Annotated in this window: 19 protein-coding genes; 10 read left to right on the forward strand and 9 right to left on the reverse strand. The window is 76.8% G+C overall.

Going from position 1 to position 24,626, the window contains the following annotated elements; all coding sequences use genetic code 11:
- Positions 1 to 130 precede the first annotated feature (130 nt).
- From murJ to BLS82_RS06040, 3 genes are read right to left on the reverse strand one after another with little or no spacing between them, the layout of a single operon-like run.
- Positions 131 to 1,876 (reverse strand): murein biosynthesis integral membrane protein MurJ, encoded by a 1,746-nt coding sequence (gene murJ / locus BLS82_RS06030; RefSeq protein WP_092862341.1) that lies wholly within the window; start codon positions 1,874 to 1,876, stop codon positions 131 to 133.
- The gene (locus BLS82_RS06035) at positions 1,869 to 4,196 is read right to left on the reverse strand and encodes a DUF6049 family protein (RefSeq protein ID WP_092862343.1); all 2,328 of its coding nucleotides are present in this window, start codon (positions 4,194 to 4,196) and stop codon (positions 1,869 to 1,871) included. Before BLS82_RS06035 ends, murJ begins: the two co-directional genes overlap by 8 nt.
- Positions 4,193 to 4,777: an NUDIX hydrolase gene (locus BLS82_RS06040; protein ID WP_176818936.1), complete on the reverse strand. Its 585-nt coding sequence runs from the start codon at positions 4,775 to 4,777 to the stop codon at positions 4,193 to 4,195. Before BLS82_RS06040 ends, BLS82_RS06035 begins: the two co-directional genes overlap by 4 nt.
- A gap of 42 nt (positions 4,778 to 4,819) precedes the next feature.
- Here BLS82_RS06040 and BLS82_RS06045 point away from each other — a divergent pair, with 42 nt between their 5' ends.
- Entirely contained in the window at positions 4,820 to 6,328 is a 1,509-nt protein-coding gene (locus BLS82_RS06045) for a CCA tRNA nucleotidyltransferase (protein ID WP_092862345.1), read from the forward strand.
- 66 nt (positions 6,329 to 6,394) lie between these two features.
- On the opposite strand, the gene BLS82_RS06050 is transcribed toward BLS82_RS06045, so the two are convergent.
- Genes BLS82_RS06050 through BLS82_RS06060 form a run of 3 tightly spaced genes read right to left on the reverse strand, consistent with a single transcriptional unit; the run spans position 6,395 to position 9,520 of the window.
- Complete coding sequence (locus tag BLS82_RS06050; RefSeq protein ID WP_143028752.1) at positions 6,395 to 7,759, reverse strand: MFS transporter; 1,365 nt, start codon at positions 7,757 to 7,759, stop codon at positions 6,395 to 6,397.
- Positions 7,760 to 7,783: 24 nt separating this feature from the next.
- Positions 7,784 to 8,863 carry an inositol-3-phosphate synthase gene (locus tag BLS82_RS06055; RefSeq protein ID WP_092862349.1) on the reverse strand — a complete coding sequence of 360 codons (1,080 nt, stop codon included), beginning with the start codon at positions 8,861 to 8,863 and terminating at the stop codon, positions 7,784 to 7,786.
- Positions 8,864 to 8,872: 9 nt separating this feature from the next.
- Positions 8,873 to 9,520 carry a PadR family transcriptional regulator gene (locus tag BLS82_RS06060; RefSeq protein WP_092862351.1) on the reverse strand — a complete coding sequence of 216 codons (648 nt, stop codon included), beginning with the start codon at positions 9,518 to 9,520 and terminating at the stop codon, positions 8,873 to 8,875.
- Positions 9,521 to 9,715: 195 nt separating this feature from the next.
- On the opposite strand from BLS82_RS06060, the gene BLS82_RS06065 reads away from it, so the two are divergent.
- The 7 genes from BLS82_RS06065 to rplI all read left to right on the forward strand — a co-directional run bounded on the left by BLS82_RS06065 (position 9,716) and on the right by rplI (position 16,547).
- A complete protein-coding gene (locus BLS82_RS06065) occupies positions 9,716 to 10,939 on the forward strand; it encodes a GAF and ANTAR domain-containing protein (RefSeq protein WP_092862353.1) in 1,224 nt (407 codons plus the stop codon).
- Between the two features lie 132 nt (positions 10,940 to 11,071).
- Positions 11,072 to 13,456, forward strand: coding sequence for a transglycosylase domain-containing protein (locus BLS82_RS06070; RefSeq protein ID WP_092862355.1), 2,385 nt, complete (start codon positions 11,072 to 11,074; stop codon positions 13,454 to 13,456).
- Between the two features lie 122 nt (positions 13,457 to 13,578).
- Positions 13,579 to 14,817, forward strand: a complete 1,239-nt coding sequence (locus tag BLS82_RS15620; RefSeq protein WP_092862357.1) for a glycosyltransferase 87 family protein — start codon at positions 13,579 to 13,581, stop codon at positions 14,815 to 14,817.
- A gap of 29 nt (positions 14,818 to 14,846) precedes the next feature.
- The gene (rpsF, locus tag BLS82_RS06080; protein ID WP_092862359.1) at positions 14,847 to 15,137 is read left to right on the forward strand and encodes a 30S ribosomal protein S6; all 291 of its coding nucleotides are present in this window, start codon (positions 14,847 to 14,849) and stop codon (positions 15,135 to 15,137) included.
- Between the two features lie 46 nt (positions 15,138 to 15,183).
- Positions 15,184 to 15,786 (forward strand): single-stranded DNA-binding protein, encoded by a 603-nt coding sequence (locus BLS82_RS06085; protein WP_092862361.1) that lies wholly within the window; start codon positions 15,184 to 15,186, stop codon positions 15,784 to 15,786.
- Positions 15,787 to 15,849: 63 nt separating this feature from the next.
- Positions 15,850 to 16,086: a 30S ribosomal protein S18 gene (rpsR, locus tag BLS82_RS06090; protein WP_092862363.1), complete on the forward strand. Its 237-nt coding sequence runs from the start codon at positions 15,850 to 15,852 to the stop codon at positions 16,084 to 16,086.
- Between the two features lie 11 nt (positions 16,087 to 16,097).
- On the forward strand, positions 16,098 to 16,547 hold the full coding sequence (gene rplI / locus BLS82_RS06095; RefSeq protein ID WP_092862365.1) for a 50S ribosomal protein L9: 450 nt from the start codon (positions 16,098 to 16,100) through the stop codon (positions 16,545 to 16,547).
- Between the two features lie 294 nt (positions 16,548 to 16,841).
- Here rplI and BLS82_RS06100 read toward each other — a convergent pair whose 3' ends face one another.
- The gene (locus BLS82_RS06100; protein ID WP_092862367.1) at positions 16,842 to 18,209 is read right to left on the reverse strand and encodes an MATE family efflux transporter; all 1,368 of its coding nucleotides are present in this window, start codon (positions 18,207 to 18,209) and stop codon (positions 16,842 to 16,844) included.
- 500 nt (positions 18,210 to 18,709) lie between these two features.
- Here BLS82_RS06100 and BLS82_RS06105 point away from each other — a divergent pair, with 500 nt between their 5' ends.
- Positions 18,710 to 21,871, forward strand: a complete 3,162-nt coding sequence (locus BLS82_RS06105; protein WP_092862369.1) for a replicative DNA helicase — start codon at positions 18,710 to 18,712, stop codon at positions 21,869 to 21,871.
- 243 nt (positions 21,872 to 22,114) lie between these two features.
- On the opposite strand, the gene BLS82_RS06110 is transcribed toward BLS82_RS06105, so the two are convergent.
- Both BLS82_RS06110 and BLS82_RS06115 read right to left on the reverse strand, forming a co-directional pair.
- Positions 22,115 to 23,611 (reverse strand): sensor histidine kinase, encoded by a 1,497-nt coding sequence (locus tag BLS82_RS06110; protein ID WP_092862371.1) that lies wholly within the window; start codon positions 23,609 to 23,611, stop codon positions 22,115 to 22,117.
- A gap of 7 nt (positions 23,612 to 23,618) precedes the next feature.
- Entirely contained in the window at positions 23,619 to 24,371 is a 753-nt protein-coding gene (locus tag BLS82_RS06115) for a response regulator transcription factor (RefSeq protein ID WP_092862373.1), read from the reverse strand.
- A 57-nt stretch (positions 24,372 to 24,428) separates the two neighbouring features.
- On the opposite strand from BLS82_RS06115, the gene BLS82_RS16015 reads away from it, so the two are divergent.
- Positions 24,429 to 24,626 (forward strand): hypothetical protein (locus tag BLS82_RS16015; protein ID WP_218123600.1); only part of this gene is annotated, 198 nt, incomplete at its 3' end.

The raw sequence follows: 24,626 nt of genomic DNA on the forward strand, positions 1-24,626 counted from the left end.
GGGACGGCGGCGGACGGCGGCGCGGACGGCGGCGCGCTCCCGGGCGCGGCGGCGCGCCGGGAGCGTGCGGGGGTCCACGGGGAGGGACATCGGCGCCGCGCCCCCGCGGCTCGAGCCGAGGGGCGGGAGCTCAGCCCCGGCGGGTCAGGCGGCGCACGAGCGGGCGGACCTCCTCCACGTGCAGCAGCCACAGCCCCGCCGCGTACACGCCGACGACGACCGCGCCGGCCGCGGCGACGACGGCGAGGGCGCCCAGCAGCCCGTCGTCCAGGAGGCCGCTCGTCCCCTGCGCCACGGCCGCGCCGCACGCGCCGGCCACCAGGCCCGCGAGCAGCAGCCGGACGTGGGTGCGCACCACGCGGTAGCCGTCGAGGCCGCCGAGGCGGCGGCGCAGCAGCGCCACGCCGAGCACCAGGCCGAGCACCTGGCCCAGCGCCATGGCGGCGGCGACGCCGACGACCTTGTCCTCGTCCGGCAGCACCGCCGCCGCGACGAGGGCGCCCGCCGTCCAGGTGGCCACCACGAGGCACTGGACGAGGAAGGGCGTGCGGGCGTCCTCGAAGGCGTAGAAGGCCCGCTGCACGAGGTAGGAGGCGCTGAAGGCGGCCAGCCCGAAGGCCATGGCGAACACGACCCGGCCGACGGCGCGGCCCGGCACGAGCGCGCCGTTGCTGATGACGACGCCGATCGGGACGGCGAGCACGAGGAGGCCCACGGTGGCCAGCACGCTGGCGATGCCGATGGTGCGCATCCCGCTGGAGACGTCCTCGCGCACGGCGGCGGCGTCCTCCGCGGCCGCCGACCGGCTCATGCGCGTGAAGAGGGCCGTGACCACCGAGACCGCGACGAGGCTGTGCGGCAGCATGAAGACCAGGTAGGCCAGGCCCCAGGCGGTCAGGCCGGCCGTGGCCAGGCCGTCGGCGGCGGTCTCGGCGCCGTCGCGGGCCGCGGCGGCGGTGTTGCTGACCGCCAGGAAGCCGACCTGGCCGACGACGACGGCGGCGAAGGTCCAGCCCGCGGTGCGCCCCGCCGAGCGCAGGCCCGTCCCGCGCAGGCCCCACCGCGGCCGCAGGCGCACGCCCGCGCGGCGCAGGGGCACGAGCAGCACGAGCGCCTGGACGGCGACCCCGAGGGTCGCGGTGCCGGCGAGCAGGGCGACCCGGCCGGGGCTCCAGTCCACGGACGCCGCCGCGGGGTCGGCCGGGTCCGCCGTCCCGAAGACGGCGATGAAGGCGCCGAGGCCGACCAGGGCCACGACGTTGTTGACCACGGGGGCCCACATGTAGGGGCCGAAGCTGCCGCGGGCGTTGAGCAGCTGCCCGAGCAGCGTGTAGAGGGCGTAGAAGAACACCTGCGGCAGGCACCACAGCGCGAACGCCACGGTCAGGGCCCGCAGCGGCCCGTCGAACTCCGCGGCGAACAGCGAGACCACCAGCGGCGCCGCGGCCACGAGGAGCACCGTGACGACCGCGAAGAAGACCACGGCCGCCGTGACGAGGCGGTTGACGTAGTCCTCCCCGCCGTCGGGGCGCCGCGCCGCGCGCACCACCTGCGGCACGAGGACGGCGTTGAGCACCCCGCCCGCGATGAGCAGGTAGAGGTTGTTCGGCACCGTGTTGGCGGTCGCGAAGGCGTCCGCCGCCGGCAGGGTCGACCCGATCGCGACGACGAGGACGAAGGCGCGCAGGAACCCCAGCAGGCGCGAGACCGCCGTCCCGGCCGCCATCACGGTGCTGGAGCGGGCCAGGGTCGGCTGGGCCTGCGCCGCGGCGGGCGGGGCCTGCGGGGAGAGCACCGGCTGGCCGGGGGGCGCGTCCGAGAGGGCGGACGCCTCCGGCGACCGCCCGACACCCGCCGCGGGGGACTCGTCAGCCATCGGTGCGCACCTCGGTGTCCTGCCGGTCGGAGCGGTCGGAGCGGTCGGGGACCTCGAGGCTCGTCCTGGCGGGCGGCGCGGGCGGCGCTGCCGACCCTGCGGGCGGCGCTGCCGACGCTGCCGACGCTGCTGACGCTGCGGGCGGCGCTGCGGGCGCCGCGGGGGAGGGCGGAGTCGCCGGCGGCGGCGGGGGCTGGTCGCGCCGTCCCCGCCGCACGGTGCGCACGAGGCCGAGGACCAGCACGAGGGCGAGCACGGCGGCCGCCACGGCGACGCCGCGGCCCTCCCAGTCGGCGCGCACGCGCACGGACAGCGTCGCGGGCTCGCCGAGCGGCTGCCCCTGCGGGGTGCTGACGACGACCTGCAGCTCGGTGTCGCCGCTCGCGAGGGCCCGCACCGGCAGCGTGACGGCCTGCTGGCTGCCCGCGGCCAGGCGCACCTCCACGGGCCCCTCGGGGCGCACGCGCGGCGTCGGGGAGCGCAGGGTCACCACTACCTGCGCGTCTTGCTCGAGGTCGTTGACGAGCGTGACGGGCAGGTCCACGCGCGAGGAGATGACGTTGACCGTGCTGCCCGGCACCACCCGCACCGCGCCGGCGACGGAGCCGGCCCGCTCCGCGAGGGAGGCCAGCCCGGCGCGCCAGCCGTCGGGGTCGGCGCGCCACCCGGCGGAGGCGGCCGCGACCGCGGAGGCCCGCACCTGCTCCAGCCGCGCCGCCGGGTCGGTCAGGACGCCCGCGACCCGCTCCACCTCCGCCACGGCGTCCGCCGCCGCGTGCACGCCGTCCGCGGCGAGGGCGTCGGCCACCGGGTCCTGCGGCACCGCGACGCTCGCCACGGGCTGGGCGGTGAGCAGGTCGGCCAGCGCCGTCGGCACCAGCCACGGGGCGCCGGTGAGGGCGCCCAGCACGGTGGCGGTGGCCGCGGGGTCGGCGTTCCAGTCGCGCGGCAGGGCGAGCAGCAGGGACGGCGCCCGCTCCGCGGCGTCCGCCGCGTCGGCCCGGGCGGCGGCGGTGACGGCGCTGTCGGCCAGCAGGCGCGCCGCCGCCGCGGCGGCGGCGCCCGGCTCGCCTCCGGCGCCCAGGGTGGTGCCGGCGGTGAGCACGGCCGACACGGCCGGGTCGACGAGCAGCCCCGCCGCCGCCGGGCCGCCGTCCTCGAGCAGCACCCGCGTCGGCGGGACGCCGCCCGCGGCGGCCGCGGCGGCCGGGACCGCGTCCGCGGAGAGCACGACCGCCGTGCGCCCGGAGGCGCGCGCCAGGTCGATCGCGGCGGGGCCGGCCCTGCCGCCGGCGGGCCACGACAGGTCGCTGCGCGCCGGAGCGCCGAGCAGCGCCTGCACGTTGCTGCGCCCCTGCTCCTCGGCCAGCTGGTACAGCTCCGGCCGGCCGGCCTGCGCGAGCGCCGCGACGTCCGGGTCGGCCTGCGGCAGGGCGAGCACCTCCTGGGTGCGGGCGCGCTCGCGCAGCCGCTGCACCCACGCCTGGGCTCGGGCGTCGGCGGACGCCGCGGAGCTGAGCACCGCGGGGTCGAGCACCAGCACGACGCCGGGGGCGGCGGCGGCCTGCAGCACCCGGTCGAGGCGGCCGCCGGTCGCGGTGAGGTCCTCCAGGCGCTCGGCCGGCACGGCGGCGGACAGGACGTCGGGAGGCCCGGCGACCACGGGCGCGAGGACCGTCAGGTCCACGGACGCCGGCGCGGAGCCGTCCGGCAGCCAGACGAGGAAGCTGCGCTCGGCGTCCAGGCCCGGGTAGGCGCCGTCCACGACCTGGTCCTCGACGACCTCGACGGTCATCCCCCGCGGCCCCCACGCGGCGGTCAGGCCCAGTTCCGCGGCGGGGGCGCTCAGGTCGACCGTCGCGGAGGCGCCCGGGGGCAGCGGCTGGGCCAGCTGCGGGTCGCGCTGGCACCGGTCCCCGCGCCCGCCCGCGGAGCCGTCGGCCCACGCCGCCACCGCCGCGCGCGTGGTGAGCGCCTGGGTGCCCACGCACAGCAGCACCCGCGCCCCCTCCAGCACCTGGTCGGTGCCGTTGGTGACGCGGGCGCGCACCTGCAGCACGTCCTGGGGGCGGACGACGACGGGACCGACCGACTCCAGCTGCACCTGCACGCCCTCCACGGGCGCCGGTGCGGGCGGCGCGTCCACCGGTGGGGGCGATGCGGGCGTCGGTGCCGGCGTCGGCGCCGGAGCGGCCGCGGCGGCGTCCTCGGACGGCGGCGCCGGAGCGGCCGCGGCGGCGCCCGGGGCGCCGCCGCCGAGCGCGAGCGCCAGGGCGGCGGCGAGGTGCGCGGCGGCCCGGGCCGGGCGCCGGCGCCTCACGCCTCGCTCGCGAGGATCTCGCCGGCCACGCGCGCGATCCGCCGCTCGTTGGAGAAGGCGAGGCGCTCGACGAGGTCCGGCACCGCCACCCACGCCGCCTCGACCGCCTCGCAGTCCGGGTCGTCCTCCACCGTGATGCGCCCGCCGGTCGCCTCGAGCAGGAAGTGGTGCACGGTCTTGTGGATGCGCCGGCCCTCCACGGAGAACCAGTAGTCGATCGTGCCGAGGGGCCGCAGGACCCGCCCGGTGATGCCGGTCTCCTCGGCGATCTCGCGCACGGCGGCCTGCTCGGGCGTCTCCACGCCCTCCAGGTGGCCCTTGGGCAGGCACCACTCCAGGCGCCCGGCGCGGTTGACCCGCGCGATGAGCGCCGCCTGCGGCTGCGGGCCCGTCAGGTCGACCACCAGGCCGCCGGCGGAGGTCTCCTCCACCGTGCGCACGCCCCCGCGGCCCGGGCGCGAGGCCGGCCGGGCGCCCGCGGGCGAGGAGCCGCGCGCGGCGCGGCGCTCGGGCTCCCCCGGGCGCGCCGCGACCTCCCGGGCACCCGGGCGGGGCCGGGGCCGGCGTTCGCCAGGGGGCATGGCAGCACTGTAACGACGGCCCGTCTGGCACCCTTGGACGTCGTGCCCGACGCCCCCGACGACGCCACGCCCGGCGCGCGCGACGCCTCGCGACCGGCACCGGCCCCGGCGCAGGTGGCCGCGGCGCGACGGCGGGCGGTCGCCGAGCTCGCCCGCGTGGCGCCGCTGGTCGAGGAGCTGGGACGCCGCTTCGCCGCCGCCGGGCACGAGGTCGCCCTGGTGGGCGGGCCCGTGCGCGACGCCTTCCTCGGGCGCCTGGGCGGCGCCGGGGCGTTCGACCTGGACTTCACCACCAGCGCCCGCCCGGAGCAGACCCTGGAGCTGCTGCGGGGGTGGGCCGACGCGCACTGGGACGTCGGCCGGGAGTTCGGCACCATCGGCGCCCGCCGGGGCGACGTCGTCGTCGAGGTGACCACCTACCGCGCCGACCGCTACGACCCCGACTCGCGCAAGCCGGAGGTGGCGTTCGGGAGCTCCCTCGAGGGCGACCTGTCGCGGCGCGACCTGACGGTCAACGCCATGGCGCTGCGGCTGCCGTCGCTGGAGTTCGTCGACCCCTTCGGGGGCCTGGCCGACCTCGCGGCCCGGGTGCTGCGAACGCCCGTCGCGCCCGAGCGGTCCTTCGCCGACGACCCGCTGCGGATGATGCGCCTGGCCCGCTTCGCCAGCCAGCTGCGCTTCGCCCCCGCACCGGCGGCGCTGGCCGCCGCGACCGCGCTGGCCGACCGCATCGGCATCGTCTCCGCCGAGCGCGTGCGCACCGAGCTGGAGAAGCTGCTGCTCGGGGCCGACCCGCGCGCCGGGCTGAGCGTGCTCGTCGGCACCGGCCTGGCCGACCGGGTGCTGCCCGAGCTGCCCGCGCTGCGCCTGGAGATCGACGAGCACCACCGCCACAAGGACGTCTACGAGCACACCCTCACGGTGCTCGAGCAGGCGATCGCCCTCGAGGACTCCCCGGACCTGGTGCTGCGCCTGGCCGCGCTGCTGCACGACGTCGGCAAGCCCGCCACGCGCCGCTTCGAGCCCGGCGGCGGCGTGAGCTTCCACCACCACGAGGTCGTCGGCGCGAAGATGACCGCTCGGCGCCTGAAGGCGCTGCGCTTCGACAAGGAGACGACGCGGGCCGTCGCCCGGCTCGTCGAGCTGCACCTGCGCTTCCACGGCTACGGGGACGGCGAGTGGACCGACTCCGCGGTGCGCCGCTACGTCACCGACGCCGGTCCCCTGCTGGACCGGCTGCACAAGCTGACCCGCTCCGACTCCACCACGCGCAACCGGGCCCGGGCGGCGCGGCTGGCGCGCGCCTACGACGACCTGGAGGCCCGCATCGCCCGCCTGCAGGCGGCGGAGGAGCTGGCCGCCGTCCGCCCCGAGCTGGGGGGCGAGGAGATCATGCGGCTGCTCGGGGTGCGGCCGGGGCCCGTCGTCGGGCGCGCGTACCAGCACCTGCTGGCGCTGCGCCTGGACGCCGGGCCGGTCGGCGAGGAGGCCGCGCGCGCGGAGCTGCTGCGCTGGTGGGCCGAGCAGCCGGAGTCGCAGCAGCCGGGGTGACGCGCTGCCTCGTCGCAGGCGCGCGCTGCGCACCCGGTCGCGTCGCCGAGTCGGACGAACGCGGCCTCACCGGTCGCGCGGAGGAGCCCGTTCGTCCGACTCGACGGGCTGCAGGGCCGCCGCGACCGCCGTGAGGGCGTAGCCGGCGGCGAGCACCGCGTGCAGGGCGGGCGAGCGGCCGTCGGCGGGGACGACGAGCACCGCGGCCAGCGCCCCCAGCACGGTGGCGGCGTTGAACACGACGTCGTAGAGGGCGAAGGCGCGGCCGCGCACGGCGTCCTCGACGCCCGTCTGGACGACCGTGTCGACGCCGATCTTCACCGCCTGCCCGGCCAGGCCCAGCGCGGCGCCCGCGGCCACCAGGCCGGGCCTGGTCACCCCGGGCACGAGCACCGCCTGGGTGGCCGCACCCAGGACGAGCGCCGCGAGCACCACCGGTCGCACGCCGGTGCGCCGGGCCAGCGGGGGGACGAGGACGGCAGCGGCCAGGGCGCCCGCCCCGGCGGCCGCGGCGACGAGGGCGAGCAGCCCCAGGGCGGCGTCCACGTCGCCGGGGGAGGCCGCCAGGTGCCCGCGCGCCAGCAGCACCGTGAGGAGGGTGGAGACCCCGAAGGCGACCCGGTGCGCGCCGATGACGCCCAGGGCGGTGCGCACGGCCGGCCGGGACCGCACGTGCGCCGCGCCCTCGGCGAGTTCCCGCGCGATGTCACGGGCCGCGGCGGCGGACGGCGCGGCGCTGCCGGAGGCGTCGGGCCCGGCGTCCGGCCCGAGGTCCTCGCGCCCGATGCGCAGAGTCAGCGCCGCGGCGAGCGCCCACCCCAGCGCGGCGGCGACGAGGACGACGGCGTCGGTGCTCGGCGAGGCCCCCAGCGCGGTGCGCGCGCCCGCGCCCGCCACGGCGCCGGCGGCGAAGGCGCCCGTGCCCGCGGTCGGGGTGACGGCGTTGGCGGCCACGAGCAGCGGCGCCGGCGCGGCGTGCGGCAGGGCCGCGCCGAGCCCGGCGAGCAGGAACCGGTTCACCGACAGCGCGGTCAGCACGAGCACGAGCAGGACGCCGCCGGGCGCCCCGGCCGCCACGACGGCCGCGCACGCCAGCCCGAGCGCGACCCGTGCGGCGTTGCAGACCAGCAGGGCGCGCTGGCGCGGCCAGCGGTCCAGCAGCACCCCGGCGAACGGCCCGACCAGGGTGAACGGCAGCACCGCCGTCGTCGTCGCGACCGCGACGAGCAGCGGGGTCGCCGCCCGCTCGGGGGAGAACAGCACCAGCGCGGCCAGCCCCGCCTGGAACGCGCCGTCCCCGGCCTGGCTGGCGAGGCGGACGGCGAGCAGCCGCCGGTAGGGCGCCCCGGCGAGGACGGCGCGGAACCCCGCGGAACCCCCCCTCCCCCCGCGATCATGCACTCCGGTGCCGAGAACGGTCCGGACGCGCATGATCACGAGGGGAGGGGGGCTGCGTCAGCGCTCCGCCTCGCCGCGGATGAAGCGCTCGACGTCGTCCTTGGCGACGTCGTCGCGCCGCTGCACGGGCGGGGACTTCATGAAGTACGCCGACGCCGACGTGACCGGGCCCCCGATGCCGCGGTCCTTGGCGATCTTGGCGCAGCGCACGGCGTCGATGATCACGCCCGCGGAGTTGGGGGAGTCCCACACCTCGAGCTTGTACTCCAGGTTCAGCGGCACGTCGCCGAACGCGCGGGCCTCCATGCGCACGTACGCCCACTTGCGGTCGTCGAGCCACTGCACGTAGTCGCTCGGGCCGATGTGCACGTTGCGCGCCCCGAGGTCGTGGTCGACGTTGGAGGTCACGGCCTGCGTCTTGGAGATCTTCTTCGACTCGAGGCGGTCGCGCTCGAGCATGTTCTTGAAGTCCATGTTGCCGCCGACGTTGAGCTGGTACGTGCGGTCGACGACGACGCCGCGGTCCTCGAACAGCCGCATCAGGGCGCGGTGGGTGATGGTCGCGCCGATCTGGGACTTGATGTCGTCGCCGACGATCGGCACGCCGGCCGCCTCGAACCTCGCGGCCCACTCCGGGTCGCTGGCGATGAAGACCGGCAGGGCGTTGACGAACGCCACGCCGGCGTCGATCGCGCACCGCGCGTAGTGCTTCGCGGCGTCCTCGCTGCCGACCGGCAGGTAGCAGACCAGGACGTCGGCGCGCGCCTCGCGCAGCGCCGCCACCACGTCGACCGGCTCCGCCGGGGACTCCTCGATGGTCTCCCGGTAGTACCGGCCCAGCCCGTCGAGCGTGGGCCCGCGCTGCACCGGCACGCCCAGCGGCGGCACGTCGGCGATCCTGATCGTGTTGTTCTCGCTCGCGACGATCGCCTCGGACAGGTCGAAGCCGACCTTCTTGGCGTCGACGTCGAAGGCGGCGACGAACTGCACGTCCGAGACGTGGTGCTCGCCGAGCTGGACGTGCATCAGGCCGGGCACCGGGGTGCCGGGCGCGGCGTCGCGGTAGTGGTGGACGCCCTGGACGAGGGAGGCGGCGCAGTTGCCGACCCCCGCGATGGCGACGCGGACGGAGCCCATGGTCTCTCCTCACTCCTCGTGCGGGTGCCGGCTCGCGGGCCCGCTCGGTGTGCTGGGGGAAGGGGTGGTGCCGGGGGGCGCGCCCGGGTCGGGCGCGCGGCGGGAGCGCGCGGCGCGCTCCCGCTCGATCAGGTCGTCGAGCCAGCGCACCTCGCGCTCTACGGACTCCAGGCCGTGCCGCTGCAGCTCCGCGGCGTAGGCGTCGAGGCGCTCGTACGTGCGGGCCATGGACGAGCGCACCCGCTCGAGCCGCTCCTGCATGCGGGTGCGGCGGCCCTCGAGGATGCGCAGGCGGGTCTCGGCGTCCGTGCGCCCGAAGAAGGCGAAGCGGACGTCGAACTGCTCGTCCTCCCACGCCGGGGGCCCGGAGACGGCGAGCAGCTCCGCCAACCGGGCCTGCCCGGGGGGCGTGAGCCGGTAGACGACGCGCGAGCGGCGCGAGGGCAGCCCCGGGGCCGCGGCGGGCTCCTCCGCGGCCGTGATCCACCCCCGCGCCTGCAGGTCGCGCAGCGCGGGGTAGAGGCTGCCGAAGGAGATGCGCCGGCGCAGCGGGCCGATCAGGACGTCGAGCCGCTTGCGCAGCTCGTAGCCGTGCAGCGGGGTGTCGTGCAGCAGCCCGAGCACCGCGATGCTGAGGGCGTCCGACCGCCGAGCCACGCCACCCGCCCCTCGCTGTCGATGTATCGAGCCGATACATCGACGCGGACGCTAGCGGCGCCCGGTCGCAGCAGCAACCTGCCCGCACCGATCGGCCGGTCGCCCCCGGCCCGCCCCGGTGGCACGCTGGAGTCCTGATCGCGGCGGCGGCGGGGGAGCGAGGTCGCCGCGGCGGCTCGAGCGGCGGGGGGCGCGGTGGACGGGCCGGGCGCGCAGGTGCAGCCGAGCGCCGTCCGCGACGCACCGCGGCTGGCCACCGGGGAGCCGCGAGCGGCGGCCGTCTCGCGCGCGCTGATCGTGACCGACCAGGACGGCGCGGTGCTGGAGGCGAACGCCGCGGCCGGCGCCCTCCTCGGCGTCCCGCACCCGCACCTGAGGTGCAGGCCGGTGCTGGCCTACGTGCCCCCGGCGCAGCGCCGCACCGCCCGCGACCTGCTCTCGCGGGTCCTGCGCGAGGGCTCCGCCCGCGACCGGGTCGTCCTGCGCTCCCGGTCGCGCGCCGACCTGCCCGTGGACGCCGTCGTCACGGCGATCGAGGGCGTCGGGCCGGTTCCGGCGGCGGGGACGGCGGCCCTGCACTGGGTGCTCGTCCCGGCGGGGGAGCGCGCGCCGGCGGGCGCGGGGCCCCTGCCCGCCGCCGGGGGCGCCCCGGAGCCGGACCAGGACGCGCTGCTCGCCCTGGCCGGGCTGTGCCACCTGCCGATCGGCGAGGTCGAGGCGACCGCCCTGCTGGCGCGCGTGGCCGTCCTCGCCCGGCGCGCGGTGCGCGGGGCCGGGGGCGCCAGCGTCGTCCTCGGCGACCCGCGCTCCCCCGAGGGCACCGGGAGCGACTCCCCGCGGGCGCAGGCCGTGGACGGCCTGACGGTGCGCACGGGCGAGGGGCCGTGCGTGCGGGCGTGGCAGGACGCCGTCCCCGTCGTCTGCGACGACCTCGCGACGGACGGGCGCTGGCCCGGGCTCGCGCCGCTGGTCGCGGGCTCCGGCGTGCGCGGCGCGCTGGCCGTCCCCCTGCGGGTGGACGGGCGGGTCGTCGGCGTGCTGACCCTGTACTCGCCCGCGGTGGGCGGCCTGTCCGGCGACGGCGACCTCGAGCGCGCGCTCCTGTTCACGGCCGCCGCGGGCGCGCTGCTGGAGGACGCCCGGCGGCTGGCGGAGTCGCGCTCCACCGCGGAGCAGATGAGGCAGGCGATGAGCTCGCGGGCTTCGATCGAGCAGGCCAAGGGCATGGTGGCCGCGTGGCTGGGCTGCACGGTCGAGGAGGCGTTCGCCGTGCTGACCGCCATGAGCCAGGACCGCAACGTCAAGCTGCGCTCCCTGGCCGCGCGGGTGCTCGTCGAGCGCGCCGGCGCCCGGCGGGCGGTGGTCGAGCAGCACCGCCGGCTCGCGGCCGGGCGGGCCGCGGCTCCCCCCGCTCCCTGACGACGACCGGCAGCCGCCCCGCGCCCGGCCGTGCGCCCACCGCGCGCGGCCGGGCGCGAACACCGTCCGCAGCCCGGCGCGGCCCGCATACTGGAGAGGCCGTCACCCGTCGAAGGAACCGAGGACCCCCTCGTGGCCCGTCGTACCGCCCCCGCCCCGCCCCGGTCCAGGAGCTCCGGCACCTCCGGGAGCGGCTCGTCCGCTCCGCGCACCGCTCCGGGGCCGTCCGCGCGCACCTCGGGGCGTCCCGCGGGGCGCGCCGGCGGGCGGCCGCCGGGGCGCCGGGGCCTGCGGCGCTGGCTGCCGTCCTGGAAGCTCGTCACGGGCCTGGTCGCCCTCCTCGTCGCGTTCGGGATCGGGCTGGCGGCGATCGCCTACGCGGCGGTGGAGATCCCCGCGCCCAAGGCGGAGGCGCAGGCGCGCGCGACGACCGTGTACTTCGCCGACGGCACCACGGAGCTGGGCACGTTCGCCGAGGTCAACCGCGAGCCGCTGGACCCCGCGGAGATGCCGCAGGTGATGAAGGACGCCGCGGTGGCCGCGGAGGACCGCAGCTTCTACGAGAACCGGGGCGTGTCGCTGACCGGGCTGGGCCGCGCGGCGTGGGGCGTCGTCACGGGCCAGCCGAACCTCGGCGGCGGGTCGACCATCACCCAGCAGTTCGTCAAGAACGTCTACCTCAGCTCCGACCGCAGCTACGCCCGCAAGGCCCGCGAGGCCGTCATCGCCTACAAGCTCGACCAGCGCCGCACCAAGGACGAGATCCTCACCGGCTACCTCAACACCATCTACTTCGGCCGCGGCGCCTGGGGCGTGGCCACGGCGGCGCAGGCGTACTTCGGCGTCGACGCCGCGCAGCTGACCCCGCAGCAGGCGGCGCTGCTCATGGGGATCGTGCCGTCGCCGTCGAACTGGGACCCGCGCGAGGACCCCGAGCGGGCGCAGGAGCGGTACGAGTACGTGCTCGCGAGCATGGTCGAGATGGGCCACCTCGACGACGCGACGGCCTCGGCGTCCCCGCAGATGCCGGAGACGGTCGACCCGAGCCAGGGGCAGGAGCAGTTCGCCGGCCCCAACGGGCACGTGCTGCAGGCCGCCAAGGACGAGGCCATGGCCAGGACCGGTCTCGACGAGGACGCGCTGGCCACCAGCGGCCTGTCGATCGTGACGACCATCGACCCGCGCCTGCAGCAGGCCGCCATCGACACCATGGCCGACCCGGCGGCGTACCCGACGCGCAACCGCCCCGAGAGCGTGCAGGCCGGCCTGGTCTCCATCGACCCCACCACCGGCGGCGTCGTCGCGATGTACGGCGGCGCCGACTACCTGACCCGCTCGCGCAACTCCGTCACCCAGGACAGCGCGCAGGCCGGGTCCACGTTCAAGCCGCTCACCCTCGTCGCCGCGCTCGAGGAGGACATCTCCCTGCGCGAGCGCTACGACGGCAGCAGCCCCCAGTACTTCGACGACTACGTCGACGAGGCCGGCGACCCGGTGCCGGTGCGCAACTTCGGCGACGACGACTACGGGCGCATCGACCTGCTCGAGGCCACGGAGAACTCCGTCAACACCGTCTACGTGGCGCTCAACGAGGACGTCGGCCCGGCCGCGACCGTCGACGTCGCCCAGCGCCTGGGCATCGAGAGCGAGGTGCCCGAGGTGCTCTCCAACGTCCTCGGCACCGCCACCGTGCGCCCGATCGAGATGGCGGAGGCCTACGCGACCTTCGCCGCGCAGGGCGTGCACCGCGACGCCCACCTGGTCGCGAGCGTCACGCAGGAGGACCAGGTCGTCTACCAGGCCGACACCGCCGGCGAGCAGGTGATCCGCCAGGAGGTCGTGGCCGACGCCACCGCCGCGATGCAGCGCGTGATGACCGACGGCTCCGCCGCCCGCGGCGCCCGCGCCCTGGACCGCCCCTCCGCCGGCAAGACCGGCACGTCGCAGAGCAACCGGGCGGCGTGGCTGAGCGCCTTCACCCCGCAGCTGGCCACGACCGTGGTCCTCTACAACCCCGGCCCGGACGGCGAGCAGCTGGAGCTGCCGCCCTTCGGCGGCGCCCGCCAGATCACCGGCGGCTCCGTCCCCACGTCGATCTGGACCTCCTTCATGGTCAAGGCGCTCGACGACGTCGACGCCGAGGTCCTCGACTTCCCCGAGCCCGCCGGCATCGGCCGCGCCACCAGCACGCCCACCCGCTCCGCCTCCCCCTCCGCCGAGGCGAGCCGGACGCCGACGCCGGAGGCGAGCGAGGAGCCGACGACCGAGCCGACCGAGGACGAGGAGGCGAGCGAGGAGGCGACCGCGCAGCCGACGACGCGGCCCGGCGACGAGGCGAGCGGCGGCACGGACGGCACCAACGGCGCGGACGGCACCGACGGCGCCGGGGACGACGAGAGCGCGGACGAGGAGATCGACGTCGAGGCCCTCTTCGGCACCCGGGGCGGGGGCGGCGGAGCCGGTGGCGGGGGCGGCGAGGGCGGCCCGGACGGCGGCCAGGGCAGGAACCGCACCTGAGCGGCGCCGCCCCCGACCCCTCGCCCGCCGACCCGGTCGTCCGCGCGGCCAGCGAGGTGGTCGGAGGGCCGCCAGGACGGCGCGCCGCGCACGGCGCCCCCCCGGCCTGGCGCTCCCCGGCCGTGCTGCTCGTGCTCGCCAGCGCGCTGCCGCTCGCCCTCGCCGTCCTCACCCGCGCGCACTGCCGCGCCACGGGCTGGGCCAGCCCGGACCAGTTCACCCACGCCTGCTACAGCGACGTGCCCGCCCTCGTCGCGACGGACGGCGCCGCCGGCGCCCCGCCCGGCACCGCTCTCCTCCTGCGCGCGCTCGCCGCCGTCGGCGGCAGCCCGCGCGGGGCGTTCGACGCGTCGGTGCTCCTCGGGGCCGCGGCGCTCGCGGTCGGCGTCGCGGCCCTGGTGCGCGCCGCCGGGCCCCGCCCGGAGGACGCCGCGCTGCTCGCCCTCTCGCCCGCGCTGGTCGCGTCCGCGGTGGTCGGGCTCGACCTGGTCGCCGTCGGGTGCGTCGCGGCGGCGCTGCTGGCCTGGGCCCGCGAGCGGCCGCTGGTGGCCGGCCTGCTCGCCGGGGCCGCGGCGTCCGTGCGCCCCGTCACCGCACTGCTCGTGCTGGCCGCGGTGCTCGTCGCCGTGCGCGAGCGGCGGCGCAGGGCGGGTGTCGCGGTCGCGGCGGGCGCGCTGCTGGCCGTGGCGGCCGCGACGCTGCTGGCGGGCGCCACGGGCGGCTCGTCGTGGCTGCGCGAGCTGCGGGCGGGCGCCGGCTACGGCTCGCTGTGGCTGCTGCCCTCCCTGACCGGGCACCCGCTGCCCGACCGCGCGGTGCTGCTGCTGTGGCTGCCGACCACGCTGGCGCTGGTCGCGGCCGTGGCGGTGCTCGCGGCCCGGCCCGGCGCGCGCCGCCTCGACCTGCCCGCCGTGGCGCTGCTGCTCGTCGGCGGCGCGCTCGTGACGGCCCCCGTCGTCCCGGTGCAGGCGACGCTCGTCGTCCTGCCGCTGGCGGCCCTGGCGGTGCCGCGCTGGAGCGCGCACCTGCCGTGGGCGGCCGCCGAGGTGCTCTACGCGACGGCGACCTGGCTGTACCTGTACGGCGCGTCCGTGCCGCAGCGCGGCGCCCCCGCGTGGCTCTACGGCGCGCTGCTGCTGGTGCGGCTGGCGGCCCTGGCCTGGCTCGTCGTCCAGCCCCTGCGCGAGCGGGCGGCCGCGGGCGGGGCGGGTGCGGGCGGGGCGGGTGCGCAGGCGGCCCTGTGGACGAGCGGCGCGCGGGGGTCGGCGGCCCCGGTAGTCTTGACCCGCTCCGGACGGCGGCCACCGTGGTCGCCGCAGCCGGCGCAGACGCACAGCCCTCCTGTCACGGAGAGACCGTGACCGCCCAGTCCGAAGGAGGTGGGTCCCGCATGCGTCACTACGAACTCATGGTGATCCTCGACGCAGAGCTCGAGGAGCGCACCGTCGCCCCGTCGCTCGACCGGTTCCTCAACGTCGTCCGCCAGGGCGGCGGCAGCGTCGACAAGGTCGACATCTGGGGACGCCGCCGCCTGGCGTACGACATCGACAAGAAGCCCGAGGGCATCTACGCGGTGGTCGACATGACCGCCGAGCCCGCGGTGGCGCAGGAGCTCGACCGCCAGCTGAACCTCAACGAGGCCGTGCTGCGCACCAAGCTCATGCGCCCCGACGCCCGCTGAGCGGCGCTCGCGCCCTCACCCTCCGCCCACCCCCGAAGGAGCAGCCATGGCCGGCGAGACCGTCATCACGGTGATCGGCAACCTCACCAACGACCCCGAGCTGCGGTTCACGCCGTCCGGGGCCGCGGTCGCGTCCTTCACCGTGGCGTCCACCCCCCGCACGTTCGACCGCCAGGCGAACGAGTTCAAGGACGGCGAGACGCTGTTCATGCGCTGCTCGGTGTGGCGCGACGCGGCGGAGAACGTCGCCGAGTCCCTCCAGCGCGGCGCCCGCGTCATCGTCTCCGGCCGCCTGGTCTCGCGCTCGTACGAGACCAAGGAGGGCGAGAAGCGCACCGTCGTCGAGATGCAGGTCGACGAGGTCGGTCCCTCGCTGCGCTACGCCACCGCGAAGGTCAACAAGACCTCCCGCGGCGGTGGCGGCGGTGGTGGCGGCTTCGGCGGGTCCGGCGGCGGCGGTGGCTTCGGCGGCGGCTCGGGCGGCGGTGGTGGCGGCTTCGGCGGCGGCTCGGGCGGCAACGACCCGTGGGCCACCGGCCCCGCGGGCGGCTCGGGCGGCTCCGGCGGTTCCGGCGGCTCCTCGGGCGGGGGCAGCGGCTCCGGCGGCAGCTGGGGCGGCGGCTCCTACAACGACGAGCCCCCCTTCTGATCCACCCGACACCCCATCCCGGCCCCTGCAGGGGGGTCGGGCTCCGACGAGAGGAGCACCACGATGGCCAAGCCTGTAGTGCGCAAGCCGAAGAAGAAGCTCAACCCGCTCAAGGCCGCCAAGATCACGACGGTCGACTACAAGGACACCGCGCTGCTGCGCAAGTTCATCTCCGACCGCGGCAAGATCCGCGCCCGCCGCGTGACCGGCGTCTCCGTGCAGGAGCAGCGCCAGATCGCCACGGCCGTGAAGAACGCCCGCGAGATGGCGCTGCTGCCCTACACCAGCTCCGCGCGCTGAGAGGACCCGAGATGAAGCTGATCCTCACGCAGGAGGTCACCGGTCTCGGCGCTCCCGGCGACGTGGTCGAGGTCAAGGACGGCTACGGCCGCAACTACCTCGTCCCGCGCGGGCTGGGCACCCAGTGGACCAAGGGCGGCGAGAAGCAGGTGGCGCAGATCCGCGCCGCCCGCGCCAGCCGCGAGATCGCGTCGCTCGAGGAGGCCCGCGCCCTCAAGGCCCGCCTCGAGTCCGCTCCCGTGCGCTTCACCGCGCGCACCGGTGCCGGCGGGCGCCTCTTCGGCGCCGTGACCCCGGCCGACGTGGCCGAGGCCGTCAAGACCACCACCGGGCTGGACGTCGACCGCCGCAAGGTCGAGGTCGGCAACCCGATCCGCGCGATCGGCAGCTACACGGTGCAGGTGCGCCTGCACCCGGAGGTCTCCGCGAGCATCGACCTCGAGGTCGTGCCGCAGGCCTGAGCGGCCGCGCTCGGGAGCACCGCGCTCCCGCGCTCACGACGGCGCCCGCCGCGCCCCCGCGAGGGGCCCTGCGGGCGCCGTCGTGCGTGGTGGGCCTGCCTGGTCGCACTCTTCCGGGAAGTCGCGCGTACGGGGGCCCCTCGTCGTGCACTTTCCCGGGAACTCGCGCGTGGTGGGCCTGCCTGATCGCACTTTCCCGAGAACTCGCGGCCGTGGGGGCCTGCCCGGCCGCACTCTTCCGGGAAGTCGCGCGTGCGGGGGCCTGCCCCCGAGCGCGCACGCTCGGGGGTCCGTTCAGCGGACGGCGCCCGTGACCATCCACGCGGTGCCGCGCGCCCGCAGCGCGAGCGGGACGGCGCGCGCGGCCATGAAGCCGCCCGCGAAGGCGCACCACAGCAGCACGAGCCCGGCCGTGCCGTCCGGGGCCCAGCGGCGCACCGCCTCGGCCAGCGGCAGGTACACCAGCAGCACGAGGACGCCGGTGGCGGCCAGGTAGCGGGCGTCGCCCGCGCCGATGAGGACGCCGTCCAGCACGAACACCCACCCGGCGAGCGACTGCGCGACGGCGACGACCACGAGCGCCGCCGTGATCGCCGTCCGCACCCGCGGGTCGTCGCTGAAGAGCGCGGGCAGCACGGGGGCGCACGCCAGCAGCGCGAGGCCCACGGCCGTGCCGGTGACCACGCCCCAGCGCACGCTGCGCGACGTCGCCGCCCGGGCCCCCGCGACGTCGCCCGCACCGAGGGCCGTGCCGGTCAGCGCCTGGGCGGCGATGGCGATCGCGTCGAGGGTCAGCGCCAGCAGCCCCCACAGGGTGCTCACCACCTGGTGCGCCGCAAGCGCCGCGCTGCCCTGGGTCGCCGCCACGGCCGTCGTGACGAGCAGGGCGGCGCGCAGCGCCAGCGTGCGCACCACCAGCGGCGCCCCGGCGGTGGCCGAGCGCCGCACCCCGGCCGCGGAGGGCCGCAGCCGCACCCCGTGCCGGCGCGCGCCGCGGACCACGACGCCCGCCAGCCACGCGCCCGCGGCGGTCTGCACGAGCGCCGTGGACGCCGCGGAGCCCGCCAGCCCGGCGTCCAGCCCGAGGACGAGGACGACGTCCAGGACGGCGTTGGCGAGCGCGCCGGCGACGGCCGCGCGCAGGGGCGTGCGGGTGTCCCGCAGGCCCCTCAGGACGCCCGTGGCGGCCAGGACGAGCAGCATCCCCGGCAGGCCCGGCAGCGACCAGCGCAGGTACGTCACGGCGGCCGGGACGACGTCCGCCGGCGTCCCGAGCGCCTCGACGAGCTGCGGGGCGGCGACCCACCCGGCGGCGCCCGTGGCGGCGCCGAGCCCGAGCGCCAGCCACGCGCCGTCCACGCCCTGCGCCAGGGCGCCCGGCAGGTCGCCCGCGCCGGTGCGCCGCGCGACGGCCGCCGTCGTCGCGTAGGCGAGGAAGACGAAGACGCCGACGGCCGCGGACAGCAGCGCGCCCGCCGCGGCGAGGCCCGCCAGCGGCACGGTGCCGAGGGTGCCGACGACGGCGGAGTCGGCCAGCAGGAACAGCGGCTCGGCGACCAGAGCGCCCAGCGCCGGCAGCGCCAGGGCCCAGATCGCCCGGTCCTGGGAGTGCCAGCGAGGGGGCCAGCCGGGGTGCCAGCCGGGGTGCCAGCGGCGGCTCACCGCGGCACCGCGCCGGCGCCGGTCGCCCGGTGCGGACGGCCCTGGAGCGCGACACGCCGGGTGCGACACGCCGGAACCGGGACGGATCCGGACACCTCGGCGCCATCCACACCCGGTGGACGCCGTCCGCGCCGGTCAGGCACGGAAAACCCGGCGCCCGGCTCCGGTTCTCCACCGGTTGTCCACAGTTATCCACACCCCTGTCCACGGATTGGGGACAACTCCCGTGCTGGCGTCCACAGCCGTCCACAGGTCATCCCCAGGCGACGCCGGCCGCGGTGGTGGACCCGGCGGCGGCCGGGGCCTAGCGTGCCACCGCCGGTCCCGCCGGACCGGACGGACAGCCACCAGCACCCCGGCTGCCGGCGCTCCTCGAACGCGTGATCGACTGGCGCATCCACAGGCCCGTCGCCACGGTGATCGGGAAGGTCGGTGGCTGGTGGTCGACTGCGCCCTGACGCCGGTCGGGGCCGGCGCGGTCGGGGAGAGGAGGGTCGAGGATGTCGCTGGCGGACCTGGAGCCGTACGAGCCGCAGGGCCCCCCGTCGGAGGACCTCGGCCGCACCCCGCCGCAGGACATCGCCGCGGAGCAGAGCGTGCTCGGCGGCATGATGCTGTCCAAGGACGCCATCGCCGACGTCATCGAGCAGCTGCGCGGCAACGACTTCTACCGCCCCGCGCACGAGCTGATCTACGAGGCGATCCTCGACCTGTACGGCCGCGGCGAGCCGGCCGACGCCATCACCGTCGCCGCCACCCTGACCACCCGCGGCGAGCTGGTGCGCATCGGCGGTGCGGCGTACCTGCACACGCTCATCTCCTCGGTGCCGACGGCCGCCAACGCCGGCTACTACGCCCGGATCGTGCGCGAGCGCGCCGTGCTGCGCCGCCTCGTCGAGGCCGGCACGCGCATCGTGCAGCTCGGCTACGCCCCCGACGGCGGTGACGTCGACGCGCTCGTCAACACCGCCCAGGCCGAGGTCTACGCCGTCACCGAGCGCCGCGCCACCGAGGACTACGTCCCGCTCGGGTCGGTGATCGAGGCGACGATCGACGAGATCGAGGCCTCCAGCCACCGCGGCGACGGCATGATCGGCGTCCCCACCGGGTTCGCGGACCTCGACCAGCTGACCAACGGCCTGCACCCCGGCCAGATGGTCGTCATCGCCGCCAGGCCGGCCATCGGCAAGGCGCTCGCCCTCGACACCCCGCTGCCCACGCCCACCGGCTGGACGACGATGAGCCAGGTCGCCGTGGGGGAGCACGTGCTGGCCGCCGACGGCACCCCCACGCGCGTGGTCGCGGCCACGGAGGTCATGCAGGGCCGCCCCTGCTACGAGGTCGCCTTCGACGACGGGACGACGATCGTCGCGGACGCCTGGCACGAGTGGCCCGTGGCCGCCGGCGGCACCCGCACCACCGAGCAGCTGGCCCGCGAGCTCGGGCCCGACGGCGCCCTCCTCGTCCCGTCGCCGGCCGAGGTGCTGCCCGCCGTCGGCGAGCCGCGCGTGGCCCGTCCCCCGCTCGAGGGCCGGACGGTGCTCGCAGTGCCTGCGCCGGCGCCCCTCGTCCCGGGCGCCCGGCAGCACCGCGTCGTGGCGGTGCGCCCCGTGGCCAGCGCGACCGTGCGATGCATCCAGGTCGAGCACCCCGACCACCTCTACCTCGCCGGGCGCTCGATGGTTCCGACGCACAACTCCACCATCGGCCTGGACATCGTCCGCTCCGCCTCGATCAGGCACGGGCTGACGTCCGTCGTGTTCTCGCTCGAGATGAGCAAGAACGAGATCACCATGCGCCTGCTGTCGGCGGAGGCGAAGATCCCGCTGCAGAACATGCGCAAGGGCACGATGCGCGAGGAGGACTGGACCCGCCTGGCCCGCACCATGGGGCAGGTCAGCGAGGCGCCGCTGTTCATCGACGACTCGCCGAACATGACGCTGATGGAGATCCGCGCCAAGTGCCGCCGGCTCAAGCAGCGGCACGACCTGCGCCTCGTCGTCATCGACTACCTGCAGCTGATGACGTCCGGCAAGCGCGTGGAGAGCCGCCAGCAGGAGGTCAGCGAGTTCTCCCGCGCGCTGAAGCTCCTCGCCAAGGAGCTCGAGGTGCCGGTCATCGCGATCTCGCAGCTGAACCGCGGCCCGGAGCAGCGCACCGACAAGCGCCCCGCGATGAGCGACCTGCGCGAGTCAGGGTGCCTGACCGCCGACACGCGGGTGATGCGGGCCGACACCGGCGCGGAGGTCTCGCTGGGCGAGCTGATGGCCACGGGCGCCACCGACGTGCCGGTGTGGGCCCTCAACGAGCGGCTCCAGCTCGTGCCGCGCACGCTCACGCACGCCTTCCCCAGCGGCACGAAGGAGGTCTACCGGCTCCGGCTCGCCTCGGGGCGGGAGGTGACCGCGACGGCCAACCACCCCTTCCTCACCTTCGACGGCTGGAAGCCGCTCGGGGAGCTCTCGGCGGGGGACCGCCTCGGCGTCGTGCGTCACGTCCCGCCGCCGCTGGAGATCACCGCGTGGCACCGGGACGAGGTGGTCCTGCTGGCCCACCTGCTCGGCGACGGGTCCTTCGTGCGCCGCCAGCCGATCCGGTACGCCAGCACCGACGAGGCCGACCTCTCCGAGGTGGCGGACGCCGCGCGGCGCCGGTTCGGCATCACGGCCGTCCGGGACGAGTACGCCGCCGCCCGGTGCACGACCCTGCGCCTGCCCGCGCCGTACCGGCTCACGCCCGGGCGGCGGAACCCGATCGCCGAGTGGCTCGACGGGATGGGCCTGTTCGGTCTGCGCAGCCACGAGAAGTTCGTGCCGGAGGGCGTCTTCGGGCTCCCGAAGCAGCAGGTCGCCCTCTTCCTGCGCCACCTGTGGGCCACGGGCGGCTGCGTCCACTGGCATCGCGACCAGCAGCGGGGGATCGTCTACTACGCCTCGACCAGCCGTCGCATGGTGGACGACGTCGCGCGACTGCTCCTCCGGTTCAACATCCACTCACGGGTGAAGACGACACGGAAGGGCACGTACCGGGACTGCTACCAGCTCCACATCACGGACGCGGACAACCAGGTGCGGTTCCTCGAGGAGATCGGCTGCCACGGAGCCCGAGACGTGCACGTGCAGGACGTGCTCTCACGCCTGTCCGGGCGCGGACGGAGGGCGGGCCGTGACACCGTGCCTGCGGAGGTCTGGAACCGGGTGCGCGCGGTGATGGAGGAGCGCGGAACGACGCCCGAGGCTCTGGCGACAGCCATGGGCCGGCGGTCCGTCACCGCGCTGCGCCAGGACGCGCCCGTGTCGCGGCAGCGCCTCGCGGAGATGGCCGCGGTCCTGGACGCGGCTGAGCTGGACGTGCTGGCCACCAACGACGTGTACTGGGACGAAGTGGTCTCGATAAACGCCTCGGGGCCTCGGGAAGTGTATGATGCTACGGTCGTCGGACTGCACAACTTCGTGGCCAACGGAATAGCAGCTCACAACAGCATAGAACAAGATGCGGATATGGTCATCCTCCTCCACCGCGAAGATGCATATGAAAGAGAATCGCCTCGCGCGGGTGAGGCCGACCTCATCGTGGCCAAGCACCGCAACGGCCCGACCGACACGATCGTCGTCGCCTTCCAGGGCCACTACTCCCGCTTCGTGGACATGGCCGCCGGCTGACGGCGCCCAGCACCCTCGGCGGACCACGGCGGCTACGGCACCGGCGAGGCCGGCTACCGCCGCGTCGTGGTCGCCCTCTGCGCCGCGGGTGTGACGCGTTCGCGCCGCTGTGCAGCACGCAGGCGCTGCTGCCGGAGCTCGCCCGCGCCTTCCCCGTCTCAGCGGCGCGGAGCACGCTCCCGCTCCCGCTGACCACCGCGGGCCCGACCCGGCGCGCCGCTGACGCAGGCGCTCAGGCGGTGCTCAGGGAGTGCGGCAGGCGGGCAGGGCGACGGTGAACGCCGTCCGGCCCGGGCGGCTCTGCACGTCCACGCGCCCGCCGTGGGCCTCCACGACGGCGGCGACGATCGCCAGCCCCAGGCCCGTGCTGCCGGCGGCGCGCGAGCGGGAGCTGTCGCCGCGCGCGAAGCGCCCGAAGACGCGCGGCAGCAGGTCGGGGGGGATGCCGGGCCCGTCGTCGGTGACGGTGAGCACCGCCTCGGGCCCCCGGACCTCCAGGGCGGCGGTCACGCGGGTGCCGGGCGGGGTGTGCACGCGGGCGTTGGCGAGGAGGTTGGTGACCACCTGGTGCAGGCGGGCGGCGTCGCCGTCGACGACGACCGGCTCGGGCGGCACGTGCAGGTCCCAGCGGTGGTCGGGGCCGGTGACGTGGGCGTCGGAGACGGCGTCGACGACGACGCGGGTCAGGTCCACCGGCCCGTGGTGGATGGCGGGCCCGGCGTCGAGGCGGGCGAGGAGCAGGAGGTCCTCGACGAGGGAGGTCATCCGCCGCGCCTCGGACTCCACCCGGCCGACGGCGTGGGTGACGTCGGCGGGCAGGTCGTGGTGGCCGCGGCGGGTCAGCTCGGCGTAGCCGCGGATCGCCGCGAGGGGGGTGCGCAGCTCGTGGCTGGCGTCGGCGACGAACTGGCGCACGCGGCTCTCGCTGGCGTGGCGGGCGCTGAGGGCGGCGGCGACGTGCTCGAGCATGCGGTTGAGCGCCGCGCCGACCTGCCCGACCTCCGTGCTGGGGTCGGTGTCCTGCGGCGGCACCCGGACGGCGAGGGCGACCTCTCCGCGGTCCAGGGGCAGCTCGGCCACGCGGGAGGCGGTGGCGGCCACGCGGTTGAGGGGGCGCAGCGCCTCGCGCACGACCCAGGCGCCGACGGCCGCGGCGGCGAGGAGGCCCAGCACGGCCACGAGCACGACGACCGTGGTGACGCGGGCGACCGTCTCCTGCACGTCGTCGAGGGCCAGGCCCGTGACCAGGACCTGCCCGTCGGGGGCCTCGCCGGCGACGAGCCGGTAGTCGCCGAGGTCGCCGAGGTCGACGGTGCGCGGCTCGCCACCGGCGGGCACCGCGGTCAGGGTGGTGGCCTGCGCCTCGGTGAGGGCCTGCAGCTCGCCGCTCCGGTCGAGCACCGCCGCGCGCTGCACCGCGCCGTCCTGCACCAGCGCCCCGAGGGTGCCCGAGCCCTGGCCCGGGGCGAGCAGGAACCGCAGCCCCAGGTCCGCGGGGGGCCCGCCGGCGTCGTCCAGCGTCCCGTTCGGGAAGCCCGCCGCGGGCGGGCGGTCGAAGGCGTTGCGGGAGCGGTCCACGACGGCGGTCAGCTGGTCGTCGACGCGGTCGAGGAGCTCCCGCTCGAGGGCGACGACGCTGACGACGCCGATCACCGCGCTGACGGCGGCGAGCAGGGCGAGGACGCCGGCGAGCAGGCGCCGGCGCAGCGTCCAGCGCGCGGGGTGCAGGACGCGCCTCACAGCGGCGTCACGAGGTGGGCTTGAGCACGTACCCCGCGCCGCGCATGGTGTGGATCATCGGCTCGCGGCCGGCGTCGATCTTCTTGCGCAGGTAGGAGACGTACAGCTCGACGATGTTCGCCTGGCCGCCGAAGTCGTAGTTCCACACCCGGTCGAGGATCTGCGCCTTGGACAGCACCCGGCGCGGGTTGCGCATGAAGAAGCGCAGCAGCTCGAACTCGGTGGCGGTCAGCTCCACCGCCCGCCCGCCGCGCCAGACCTCGTGGCTGTCCTCGTCCATCACGAGGTCCCCGACGACCAGCTGCGGGTCGGGGGAGGAGGCGACCGCCGTGGTGCGCCGGATCAGCCCGCGCAGCCGGGCGACGACCTCCTCGAGGCTGAACGGCTTGGTCACGTAGTCGTCGCCGCCCGCCGTCAGGCCCGCGACGCGGTCCTCGACGGCGTCCTTGGCGGTCAGGAACAGCACCGGCACGTCCTGGCCCTCGGCGCGCAGGCGGCGCAGCACGCTCAGGCCGTCGATGTCGGGCAGCATCACGTCGAGGACGACGGCGTCCGGGCGGAAGTCGCGCGCGGCCCTGAGGGCGCCCTGCCCGTCGCCGGCCGTGCGCACCTGCCAGCCCTCGTAGCGCAGCGCCATCGACAGCAGGTCGGTCAGCGTCGACTCGTCGTCGACCACCAGCACCCGGATCGCGGAGCCGTCGGCGTGGACCAGGCCGGAGCGGGCGGCCGGGGCGGACGTCGCGGTGCTGCCTGCGTTCATGGCCCCATCCTCGGGCGGGATCCTGTGCGCGCGCTCCCGCTGCGCTGTGCTCTGCCTGTGAACGCGTCCTCGGCCCCTCGCCGTCCTGCGCGGCGCGCGGGCGCGTGCATGGCGTGCGCCGGTGCGGGGAACATCCCCGGCGCACGGCAGGCCGACGCAGAGGAGGACGCGATGAGCGTGATGCGTTTTGATCCGTTCGGGGATCCGTTCCGGCAGATGGACCGTCTGAGCAGCCAGCTGCTGTCTGGAGCGCGC

Source organism: Quadrisphaera sp. DSM 44207 (genome assembly GCF_900101335.1).
GTDB lineage: Bacteria > Actinomycetota > Actinomycetes > Actinomycetales > Quadrisphaeraceae > DSM-44207.

Excerpts from the sequence above, each read along its gene's own strand:
- BLS82_RS06105 (WP_092862369.1), top strand. The coding sequence starts at position 18,710 with ATGTCGCTGGCGGACCTGGAGCCGTACGAGCCGCAGGGCCCCCCGTCG.
- BLS82_RS06115 (WP_092862373.1), bottom strand. The coding sequence starts at position 24,371 with ATGAACGCAGGCAGCACCGCGACGTCCGCCCCGGCCGCCCGCTCCGGC.
- BLS82_RS06050 (WP_143028752.1), bottom strand. The coding sequence starts at position 7,759 with ATGCGCGTCCGGACCGTTCTCGGCACCGGAGTGCATGATCGCGGGGGG.
- BLS82_RS06040 (WP_176818936.1), bottom strand. The coding sequence starts at position 4,777 with ATGCCCCCTGGCGAACGCCGGCCCCGGCCCCGCCCGGGTGCCCGGGAG.
- BLS82_RS06055 (WP_092862349.1), bottom strand. The coding sequence starts at position 8,863 with ATGGGCTCCGTCCGCGTCGCCATCGCGGGGGTCGGCAACTGCGCCGCC.
- rplI (WP_092862365.1), top strand. The coding sequence starts at position 16,098 with ATGAAGCTGATCCTCACGCAGGAGGTCACCGGTCTCGGCGCTCCCGGC.
- rpsR (WP_092862363.1), top strand. The coding sequence starts at position 15,850 with ATGGCCAAGCCTGTAGTGCGCAAGCCGAAGAAGAAGCTCAACCCGCTC.
- BLS82_RS06085 (WP_092862361.1), top strand. The coding sequence starts at position 15,184 with ATGGCCGGCGAGACCGTCATCACGGTGATCGGCAACCTCACCAACGAC.
- rpsF (WP_092862359.1), top strand. The coding sequence starts at position 14,847 with ATGCGTCACTACGAACTCATGGTGATCCTCGACGCAGAGCTCGAGGAG.
- murJ (WP_092862341.1), bottom strand. The coding sequence starts at position 1,876 with ATGGCTGACGAGTCCCCCGCGGCGGGTGTCGGGCGGTCGCCGGAGGCG.